Here is a 9335-nt window from a genome sequence, read left to right as displayed (position 1 = left end):
CTCCAACGGCGTCCGGAACCGCGGCGTCACCCGCACCTCCCCCAGCCAGCCCACCAACCGCTCCGCCTCCGCCCCGACCGCAGCCACCGCCTCCGCCCCCACGTCCTCGAACAGCCGCCACACCACCTCACCGTCCGCCCGCTGCGCCCAGCCGCCGACCACCCGGCCGCACCACCACACCGTCGGCCCGGCGTTCCCCGCCCGGTCGAACAGGGCCGGCACGTCCTGCGGCCGCAGATACCAGTCCCGCCCCCGCCAGCCCATCACCGCCGGATCCAGCCCCGGCAGCAGCGCCGCCCACGGCTCCGGCTCCGCCACCGGCGCCTCGTCCCCCGGCAGCACCAGCCCGACCGCCGCACCGCCCGTCGAACCCTCCGCCGCACCGCCCGTCAGCGCCACCTCCACCGCGCCCACGTCGGCCAGCGCCCGACGGACGTCCCCCAGCGTCCAGCCCGTCCACCACTTCACGTCCTCGACCGTCCCCGGCCCGTACCGCGCCAACCAGCGCCGCACCACCTCCGCCTTCGCCTCCCGCACCGGCACGTCCGGCCACTGCTCCACCGGCGCCCACGGATAGCTGCTGCTCAGCCACGACCCGCGCGGCCGCGACCGCCGCACATGCCCGTCCGAGGCCAGCAGCCGCAGCAACCGGCTCCCCACACTCTGCTTCGCCTCGTACGGCTTGCCCGCCGCCATCAGCATGGTCTCGCGCAGCGCCGGCACCTCCGCACCCAGCTCGGCCGTGGTCGCCTCCCCGCGCGCCGCGAGCACCGCCAGCACCGCCCGCTCGGTCTCCGCCAACCGCGCCTCGCTCCACCCCTCGGCGAACTCGCCGAGGTGCTTCAGCAGCGTCGCCCGCTCCTTCACCGCGATCGGCCGGGCCGCCGCCGCGCTCACGAACGGCGCGAACTCCTCGGTCACCGCGAAGAGCGTCCGCCGCATCGACAGCAGCTTCACCAGCGAGACGTCCTCGTACAGCGCCCGCTCCACCTCCACCGCCGACGGCTCCCGCAGCCGCGCGCACGCCGACAGGTACACCGTCGCCGGATCGGAGGCGTGCAGCCCGACCACCGCGTCCGCGGTCTCCTCCACCCGCGCCACCCGCGCGGCCGGCGCCAGCAGCTGCCGCAGCCCCAGCCGCGCCCGCCGCTGCCCGTCCCCGACCGGAACCACCCCAGTGCTCACCATGGCCGGGATCCTACGGGCCGTCACCGACAACCGATCGGAGGTGAATCCGACTGGCGCGGACCGGTCTTGACCGGACACAGCGCGCCCGGGCCACACTGGGACCGCCCTGAGCGTCCGCCGTCGCCCCGGCCGCGAGGCCACCCCACCGAGGAGTCCTCATGAACCGTCCGTCCGCGTTACGCCTGCGCGCCGCCGCAGCCCTCACCGTCCCCGCCCTCCTGCTCGGCGGAGCCACCACGGCCCTGGCCACCACGACCCTGGCCGCCCCGGCCGGCGCCGCGTCCACCCCGGCCGCCCCCGCCCGGACCACCACCTGGACCGAGACGGCGGTCTTCGTCGGCACCGCCTACGGGCACACCCCGAACTCGGCGATCGTCGCCGCCGGCGAAGTGGCCTACACCAAGGCCGTATCGGCGTTCTGGCTGCGCAGCGAGTGCACCATCGGCCTCACCAGTGCGACCTCGGACGGGCTCGGCTGGTACCTGGGCCAGGCCCGCCTGTACTGCCGGCGCTGACCGGCCGCCGTCCCGCCGGAGCACTCCGGACACCCCGGCGGGCCCCGGCGGGCTCAGCTGTTCGGCGACAGGACGAAGAGCGGGAACACCCGGCGCTCCGGCACCTCGCCGATCTCCGCCATCGCCGCCCGGATCTCCCGCAGGTGGTCGACCGTCAACTGCAACGGCGCCTCGTACGGCTGGTAGGTGTACCGGATCGGATAGTCCACCCCCGGCTTCACACTCATCTCGATGTGGCAGCCCAGCACATGGCTGACGGTCCGCGCCTCGCAGAACTCCACCAGCCGTCCGATCGAACGCCCGAACGCCGCCCAGTCCTGGATGTAGAGCCGCCCCGGGTAGACCGTGTCACCGGTGAGCAGGAACCCGCTCCACCGGTCGAAGAACGTCACCGCCGCCTCGTGGTGCCCCGGCGTCGCCAGACACTCCAGTACCCGCCCCCCGAGGTCGACCCGCGCCACCGCGTCCGGGTCCGCGTCGAAGCCGAGGAACGCCCACGCGGTCGCCTTGTCCGCCCGCACCAGCCGGGTGTCCGGCCGCCCCTCGAACTGCCCGTCCCCCGCGACATGGTCCCCGTGCGCGTGGGTGTGCAGCACCAGCAGCTCGTACCCGTCCCGCGGGTTGCGCCCCAGCCACTCGCCGAGGAGCCCGTCGACGGTCTCCCGCAGCGGGAAGAACTCCGCCGACGCGGTCGCCCCGGTGTCGATCAGCACCGCCCGCTCATTGCCGAACAGCAGGAACAGGAACGGCGCCTCGTAGTTGACCGCCATGTTCTGCCGCAGGATCACGGTGTGCTCGTCGTACCGATGGACCTGGATGTCCGGATCGGTGTTGTGCTTCGCCGACTCCGAGCCGTGGATCCACCGCACCCCGTCCAGCCCGCCCACCGGCGAAGCCGCCCCACCGAAGTCGACCCAAGAGCCGTTCCCGCCCATACCCGTCCCCCTTGCTCCGTGTACGCCGCTCCGCGCAACCCGTCCCCCTCCGGCGACGCTACCACCGCGAACAGCCGGAACGGGGGCGGGCCCCCGCCCCCGGGGCGGGGGGGCCCGCCGGAAGCCCGCGTTCAGCGGCTCACAGGTACAGCCCGGTCGACCCCTCGGTGTCACCGAAGCGCATCGCGGCCACGGCGTGCAGATCGCGCTCCCGCAGCAGCACATAGGTGGCGCCGCGGACCTCGACCTCCAGCTTGTCCTCGGGGTCGTAGAGCACCCGGTCGCCGGGCTCCACGGAGCGCACGCTCTGGCCGACGGCGACCGCCTCGGCCCAGGCGCAGCGCTTGGAGATCTCGGCCGTGGCCGGGATGAGGATGCCGCCGGTGGAGCGGCGCTCGCCCTCCCCCGCCTCGGTGCGCACCAGCACGCGGTCGTGCAGCATCTTGATCGGCAGCTTCTCGCCCAACCGGTCGTGGCGCCGCTCGTCGGCCTCGGCGGGGAGGGACTGCTGGGTGGGTTCGTCGTTCGTGCTCACGACCCCGAAGGTACCGCCCCCGGGCACGGCGTGTGACGCCAGCCCGGTCCCACCACGGACGGTCGCGCCCCGGACGACGCCGGGCCGGACGACGCCGGGCCGGGCACCAGGTGCCCGGCCCGGGGACGTGCCGCCGCGGCTCAGCCCTTGCGGCGCTTGCGCGCGGAGGCGACCAGCAGCACCAGACCGACCCCGACCAGCGCGGCCGGGACGATCCGCTCCTTGCGCGGCTGCCCCTTCTCGTCCACGAACTGCGCCCGGGCCTGCTCGACCAGCCCGCTCGCGGCCACGTACGCCCGGCCCGCCTTCTCCTCGACCGCGGCCACGGCCTTCGCCTTGACCTGGGCGGAGATGGTGGTCGGATGCACCCGCACGGCGAGCTCGTCCAGGGTCGCCGCCAGCTGGGTGCGGGTACGGGTGATGTCCGCCTCGATCTGGGCGGTCGTCCGCGCCGACTTGTCCGTAGTGCTCGCCTCGCCCACTCGGGCCACCCCATTCACTGATGTTGTCCTGTGCGACTGACCCAGTGTGTCAGCTGCCACCCGGGCCCGCGCGGCCCCACCCACCATCAGGGGTAAGTTGGCCGTGGTACGACTGCCCGCCCAGCACCAGGAGAAACCCCGTGAGTGAGCGTCTCCAGCCCGGTGACACCGCGCCCGCCTTCACCCTGCCCGACGCCGACGGCAACGACGTGTCCCTGGCCGGCCACCTCGGCCGCAAGGTGATCGTCTACTTCTACCCGGCCGCGCTCACCCCCGGCTGCACCAAGCAGGCCTGCGACTTCACCGACAACCTCGAGGTCTTCGCCGGCGCCGGCTACGACGTGATCGGCATCTCGCCGGACAAGCCGGAGAAGCTCGGCAAGTTCCGCGAGGCCGAGGACCTCAAGGTCACCCTGCTCTCCGACCCGGAGAAGAAGGTGCTGGAGGCCTACGGCGCGTTCGGCGAGAAGAAGCTCTACGGCAAGACCGTCACCGGCGTGATCCGGTCGACCGTGATCGTGGACGAGCAGGGCAAGGTCGAGCACGCGCTGTACAACGTGAAGGCGACCGGCCACGTGGCCAAGCTGCTGCGCGACCTCAAGGTCGAGGCGGCCTGACCCGGGGCTTCTCCCGGGGCTTCCCCCGGACGACGCAGCGGTGGCGGCGCACCCCCCGACCGGGTGCACCGCCACCGCCGTCTCTCACCTCAGGCGACCGCTGTCATCAGCAGGCGCCGAGGTCGCTCCAGACACCCCAGGCGCCGCTGGCGCTCGGGTCGTCGCCCTTGGTCCACCACTTGTTCTGGTAGTAGTGGCCCTTCCAGGAGACCTTGGTCGTGGTGGCGTAGGTGGTACCCGCGTCCCAGCTCGGCGCACCCGCGCAACCGGCCGGCGGAGTCGTCGGCGGCGTGGTGGGCGGAGTGGTCGGCGGGGTCGTGGGAGGGGTGGTCGGCGGCGTCGTGGGAGGCGTCGTCGGCGGGGTCGTGGGCGGAGTGGTCGGCGGCGTGGTCGGCGGAGTCGTACCGCCGTCCACCGCGCCGCGAGTCAGGTCGCCCTTGAGCCCGTACAGCGTGCCGGCCACGTTGACCGTCCAGTTGGACGGCGTGGACACCGGCAGGTAGTAGACGAAGTCCAGGTCGACCGAGGCACCCGGGGCGAGCGACTGCCAGCCCGGCAGCTTGACCGACACCCGGTTGTAGTTGCCCTTCAGACCGCCCACGTTCGGACCGGTGTGGTCCTGCTTGATCACCGTCAGACCGAAGCCCGACTGGTCCTTGGCGTTGCCCGGGGCCGAGTTGCCGTAGTCGAACTGGAACTCGGTGCCGCCCGGCAGGGTCAGCGTCGAGTTGTTGACGATGTGGATCTTCGGGTTGATCGGGTAGTTCGAGTCACCCAGCGCGAAGTTGGTGAACGACACGTCGACCGGCAGCGTCTGCTGCGGCAGCGCCGTCGTCGAACGGATCGCCCCGTACGGCGAGGCCGCCTTGAACTTGTCGTACATCAGCGAGGTCAGCGTGCTGCCGGGCACGTACTGGCCCTTGCCGCCGTTCGCGGCCGCGTCCCACTTGTAGTCGCCCGCGAGCTCCCAGATCATCGCGCCGCCGGCGCCCTGGTTGACGATGTAGTCGGCCTTGGCACCGACCGACTGCTCGTCCTCGGTCGACAGGAAGACCTTCTTGGTGTCGTTCCACAGCCACGGCGCGACCAGCGAGGAGCTGTAGTTGCGCACGTAACTGCCCTGCAGCGCGGTGTCCTTGACCCCGTACTTGGACAGGTAGTCGGGCAGGACGCCCTTCTCCAGGTTCTTCGCGTGCCACATCGGGTTCGACCCGGCCGGGGACTCCTTGCCCGCGTCGTCCTTGTCGTTCCAGATGTTGTCGATACCGACCGCGCCGTCACCGCAGGAGGTCAGGCCGGCGCCGACCGGGCAGGTCGTCGCCGCGGCGGTGCCCCAGAGGCCGTTGGTGCCGCCCTGGACGTTCTTGAAGCCGCGGGTGTAGTACGGCAGGCCGACATTGACCCGGCCGCCCGGCATCGAACCGCGGAAGTAGTGGTACGACCAGTCCGCGTTGAGATACCCGATCCCGCCGTACTGGCCGGTGCCGTAGACATTGGCCGCCGCCAGCTCGCCGTCCTTGCCGTCGTCGAACAGCGAGGCGTTCGGGCCGACGTACTTGTTCCAGGCGCCGTGCAGGTCGTACGACATGATGTTGACGTAGTCCAGGTACTGCGCCACCTGGAAGGTCTCCATGCCGCGCAGCAGGTAGCCGGACGACGGGGCCGCGACCGAGAGCAGGTAGTGCTTGCCGTCGGCGGCACCCGCCCGGTCCAGCTTCTCCCGCAGCGTCTTCATCAGGGCGGCATAACCCTTGGCCAGCGAGCCGCGCTTGCTGTTGGCGAGCTGCCAGTCCAGCGGGTTGCCCGCGTCCTTCATCGAGGTCGGGTACTCGTAGTCGATGTCGACGCCGTTGAACCCGTACTTCTTGATGAAGTCGACCGACGAGGCGGCGAAGGTGTCGATGCCCGCCTGGTTGACGCTGCCGTCCGGGTTGACGGTCATCGAGTAGAAGCCGCCGGTGTTGACGCGCTTGCCGTCGTCACCGAAGTAGCCGCCCGTCTCCGTCCAACCGCCCACCGAGATGAGGGTCTTGACGTTCGGGTACTGCTTCTTGTACTTGGTCAGCAGGTTGAAGTGCCCCTTGTAGGGCAACGACGGGTCGAGCTCGGCACCGGGCACGCCGGGGAACGAGATGCCGGTGGCCTCGTTCTTGTCGTTGTCGGTGCCGACGGACAGCTTGTTGTCCGAACCGACATGCCCGAAGGCGTAGTTGAGGTGGGTGACCTTGTCCCACGGGATGTCGCTGACCAGGTACGGCGGCGTGCCGTCCTTGCCGGTGCGCCAGCCGGTGAAGTAGCCGATGATGCGGCGCTGGTGGTCGGCGCCCATCTTCTCGCGGCCGTTGGTGTCGTAGACGCTGCAGTACGGGACGTCGACACCGGGCGTGGCATAGAGGCCGTCGGGACGACAGGCGGCATTGTCGACGGTGGCGGACGCCTGGGAGGGCGCCGCGCCCAGCGTGGCCATCAGCAGGCCGGCCATGGTGGCCGCAGCCAGCGAGGCCAGGCCGGCGCGGGCCGCCGGGCTCTTGGACCGACGGGCAGCGGTGGGACGCCGCTCCGCCGTGGATCGGATCAACACTCGGTCCTCCGGGCAGAGTGTCGGCGCGTGCCTGTGGGGGAGCACGCACGTGGGGGAAAGCAGATTGGCGCCGAAGCTATGTGGTCTGAACCACATAGGTCAATAGGTCTGTACCAATTGGTAATCAATTCCCCAACCCCGCCGCTTGACCGGCCCCCTCCACCCGTCACCCTGCCCCCACCGCCCCCACCCGCCCCACCACCCCTCCGACCTCCCGGAACACCCCACCGGAGGCAGCCCGTAACCGATCACCCCCGCACTCGTTCGCACACACGGGGGACGGGCACACACGAGCCCGAAGGGGAGAACGATGGCGGCCAAGTACACCCGCGAGCTACTGACCGCGCTCGCCGCCGAGTCGACCAGCATCAACGACATGATGAGGCGGCTCGGCGTGCCGATGGCCGGAGGCACACACAGCTATCTGGGCAAACGGCTCAAGCACTACGGAATCGACACCTCGCACTTCAACGACGGCCGACCCGACTACGGGCGCCGCCGGTACTCCCGGGAGGCCCTGGCCGAGGCCGCCGCGAGCAGCGACAGCATCAACGCGATGATGGCCCACCTCGGCGTCACGCCCTACGACAGCCTCTACGCGTACCTGAAGCGGCGCCTTGCCGAATTCGACATCGACACCTCCCACTTCACTTTCAGGGGCGACGGCCGCAACAAGGTCGCGGCCGTCCCCGCAGCAACGCTCACACAGGCCGTGGCGGCCAACCGCAGCTTCCGCGGCGTGATACTCGCGCTCGGCATGGTCGACTGCGGCAACACTCGGACCCTGGTGAGGGAGAGCATCGCCTTCCACCAGCTCGACACCAGCCACTTCACTGGCCGGGCGCACAACAAGGGCCGGAAGACCGGCCCTCGACGGAAGGCCGAGGACCTGCTCGTCCAGCGCCCTCCAGGAAGCCATCGCATCCCCGGCGACCGGCTGCGCGCCATGCTGATCCACATCGGCCGTCCCGACGTCTGCGAGATGTGCGGCACCCCACCGACCTGGCTCGGACACGCCATGACCCTTGAAGTCGACCACATCAACGGCGACTGGCTCGACAACAGGAGGGAGAACCTCCGGCTGCTCTGCCCGAACTGCCACTCCGTCACGCCGACCTACTGCGGCCGGAACGTGGACCGGGATGCCAGAAGGAGGGACAGCGCCGCGTAGCGCGGCCTTCCCTCGGGACGGGGTGCGGCCCGGCGGGCGACAAGCCGGTAGGCTTGTCCCGGCGTGCGCCCGTACCCCAGCTGGCTAGAGGGCTGCGACTTAGGATCGCAGGGTCGTGGGTTCGAATCCCACCGGGCGTACCGAGCAGATTGGCCCGCTAGCCTTCGATTCGAAGGCTAGCGGGCCAATCTCATTCTGCATCCGGATCAGCCGATCAGGTCCTTCACGACCGGGGCGAGGGCACGGAAGGCCTGGCCGCGGTGGCTGATGGCGTTCTTCTCGGCGGGGGTCAGTTCGGCGCAGGTGCGGGTCTCGCCGAGGGGCTGGAGGATCGGGTCGTAGCCGAAGCCGCCGTCGCCCGCCGGGGCGGTGCGCAGGGTGCCGGGCAGGCGGCCCTCGACGACGCGCTCGGTGCCGTCCGGCAGGGCGAGGGCGGCGGCGCAGAAGAAGTGGGCGCCGCGGTGCTCGGGGGCGATGTCGGAGAGCTGGGCGAGCAGCAGGTCGAGGTTGGCGCGGTCGTCGCCGTGCTTGCCGGACCAGCGGGCGGAGAGGATGCCGGGGGCGCCGCCCAGGACGTCGACGCAGAGGCCGGAGTCGTCGGCGACGGCGGGCAGTCCGGTGGCGCGGGCCAGGGCGTGTGCCTTGAGCAGGGCGTTCTCGGCGAAGGTGATGCCGGTCTCGGGGACGTCGGGGATCTCCGGGTAGGCGTCGGCGCCGACCAGTTCGACGTCCAGGCCGGCGTCGCCGAGGATGTCGCGGAGTTCGGCGACCTTGTGCTGGTTGCGGGTGGCGAGGATGAGTCGGGTGGTCATGGATCCACCCTAAACGGACAGGGGCCGTGAGCCCTCGTCAGCCGGTGCAGACCTTGGTGAGGTTGGAGGCGGCGTTGCCGAGCGGCTTGAAGTCCGGGACCTGCTTGTTGTTGACGGCCTGCTGGACCTTGTCGACCTGGGTGTTGAGGTCGTTGATGGCCTGGACGACGTCGGTGTCCTTGGAGTTCTTGCCGAGCTGGTCGAGGTCGTTCTTGAGCTTCTTCAGCGCCTGCCCGGCGGCGGCCGAGTCGTTGCTCGCGTTGCTGTAGGCGTTGCTGACCTCGTTGATGTCCCCGGTGATCTTGACGGCGGTGTTGCCGCAGTCGAGTGCCTTCTGGGCTGCGGAGCAACTGACCGCGCTGAGGGGGAGGATGGCGATCAGGCCGGCCACGGCGAGCATGGTGGGGCGGGCAATGCTCTGGGGCATCCGGTCCTCCTGGGTGCGCGGGTATCCGGAAGGGAAGGACGCGCGCTGAGGGGTGCGCGGTTCCCGGAACGG

At 70.9% G+C, this 9335-nt stretch carries 10 protein-coding genes and 1 tRNA gene; 4 read left to right on the top strand and 7 right to left on the bottom strand.

Annotation, left to right across the window (positions count from 1 at the left end; all coding sequences use genetic code 11):
- On the bottom strand, positions 1–1188 hold a 1188-nt coding region (locus ADK60_RS06435; protein WP_053643962.1), incomplete at its 3' end, for a winged helix DNA-binding domain-containing protein.
- Between the two features lie 158 nt (positions 1189–1346).
- On the opposite strand from ADK60_RS06435, the gene ADK60_RS44535 reads away from it, so the two are divergent.
- Complete coding sequence (locus ADK60_RS44535) at positions 1347–1703, top strand: hypothetical protein (protein ID WP_053643960.1); 357 nt, start codon at positions 1347–1349, stop codon at positions 1701–1703.
- A gap of 53 nt (positions 1704–1756) precedes the next feature.
- On the opposite strand, the gene ADK60_RS06425 is transcribed toward ADK60_RS44535, so the two are convergent.
- From ADK60_RS06425 to ADK60_RS06415, 3 genes are all read right to left on the bottom strand, one after another.
- A complete protein-coding gene (locus tag ADK60_RS06425) occupies positions 1757–2638 on the bottom strand; it encodes an MBL fold metallo-hydrolase (RefSeq protein ID WP_053643958.1) in 882 nt (293 codons plus the stop codon).
- A 139-nt stretch (positions 2639–2777) separates the two neighbouring features.
- Positions 2778–3080, bottom strand: a complete 303-nt coding sequence (locus tag ADK60_RS06420; RefSeq protein ID WP_045944516.1) for a GroES family chaperonin — start codon at positions 3078–3080, stop codon at positions 2778–2780.
- Positions 3081–3313: 233 nt separating this feature from the next.
- Complete coding sequence (locus tag ADK60_RS06415; protein WP_234370968.1) at positions 3314–3664, bottom strand: DUF3618 domain-containing protein; 351 nt, start codon at positions 3662–3664, stop codon at positions 3314–3316.
- Between the two features lie 131 nt (positions 3665–3795).
- On the opposite strand from ADK60_RS06415, the gene bcp reads away from it, so the two are divergent.
- Complete coding sequence (gene bcp / locus ADK60_RS06410; protein ID WP_030394219.1) at positions 3796–4272, top strand: thioredoxin-dependent thiol peroxidase; 477 nt, start codon at positions 3796–3798, stop codon at positions 4270–4272.
- A 106-nt stretch (positions 4273–4378) separates the two neighbouring features.
- On the opposite strand, the gene ADK60_RS06405 is transcribed toward bcp, so the two are convergent.
- Positions 4379–6754 carry a chitinase C-terminal domain-containing protein gene (locus ADK60_RS06405; protein WP_234370969.1) on the bottom strand — a complete coding sequence of 792 codons (2376 nt, stop codon included), beginning with the start codon at positions 6752–6754 and terminating at the stop codon, positions 4379–4381.
- 409 nt (positions 6755–7163) lie between these two features.
- Here ADK60_RS06405 and ADK60_RS06400 point away from each other — a divergent pair, with 409 nt between their 5' ends.
- Positions 7164–8024 carry an HNH endonuclease signature motif containing protein gene (locus tag ADK60_RS06400; protein WP_053643954.1) on the top strand — a complete coding sequence of 287 codons (861 nt, stop codon included), beginning with the start codon at positions 7164–7166 and terminating at the stop codon, positions 8022–8024.
- A 65-nt stretch (positions 8025–8089) separates the two neighbouring features.
- Positions 8090–8164 (top strand) — tRNA-Leu (locus ADK60_RS06395).
- A gap of 66 nt (positions 8165–8230) precedes the next feature.
- Here ADK60_RS06395 and rdgB read toward each other — a convergent pair.
- A complete protein-coding gene (rdgB, locus tag ADK60_RS06390) occupies positions 8231–8836 on the bottom strand; it encodes an RdgB/HAM1 family non-canonical purine NTP pyrophosphatase (RefSeq protein WP_053643952.1) in 606 nt (201 codons plus the stop codon).
- Positions 8837–8873: 37 nt separating this feature from the next.
- Positions 8874–9263 carry a hypothetical protein gene (locus ADK60_RS06385; RefSeq protein ID WP_159400323.1) on the bottom strand — a complete coding sequence of 130 codons (390 nt, stop codon included), beginning with the start codon at positions 9261–9263 and terminating at the stop codon, positions 8874–8876.
- Between the last annotated feature and the right edge of the window lie 72 nt (positions 9264–9335).

It is taken from the genome of Streptomyces sp. XY431 (genome assembly GCF_001279805.1).
Classification (GTDB): Bacteria; Actinomycetota; Actinomycetes; order Streptomycetales; family Streptomycetaceae; genus Kitasatospora; species Kitasatospora purpeofusca.
Note: the sequence above shows the minus strand (reverse complement) of the source record. Positions and strands in the feature narration are given on the sequence as shown.

Bases quoted from the DNA above. Each gene is read 5' to 3' on its own strand.
- ADK60_RS06400 (WP_053643954.1), top strand. From the start codon at position 7,164: ATGGCGGCCAAGTACACCCGCGAGCTACTGACCGCGCTCGCCGCCGAG.
- ADK60_RS06425 (WP_053643958.1), bottom strand. From the start codon at position 2,638: ATGGGCGGGAACGGCTCTTGGGTCGACTTCGGTGGGGCGGCTTCGCCG.
- ADK60_RS06405 (WP_234370969.1), bottom strand. From the start codon at position 6,754: ATGGCCGGCCTGCTGATGGCCACGCTGGGCGCGGCGCCCTCCCAGGCG.
- ADK60_RS44535 (WP_053643960.1), top strand. From the start codon at position 1,347: ATGAACCGTCCGTCCGCGTTACGCCTGCGCGCCGCCGCAGCCCTCACC.
- ADK60_RS06385 (WP_159400323.1), bottom strand. From the start codon at position 9,263: ATGCCCCAGAGCATTGCCCGCCCCACCATGCTCGCCGTGGCCGGCCTG.
- rdgB (WP_053643952.1), bottom strand. From the start codon at position 8,836: ATGACCACCCGACTCATCCTCGCCACCCGCAACCAGCACAAGGTCGCC.
- ADK60_RS06420 (WP_045944516.1), bottom strand. From the start codon at position 3,080: ATGCTGCACGACCGCGTGCTGGTGCGCACCGAGGCGGGGGAGGGCGAG.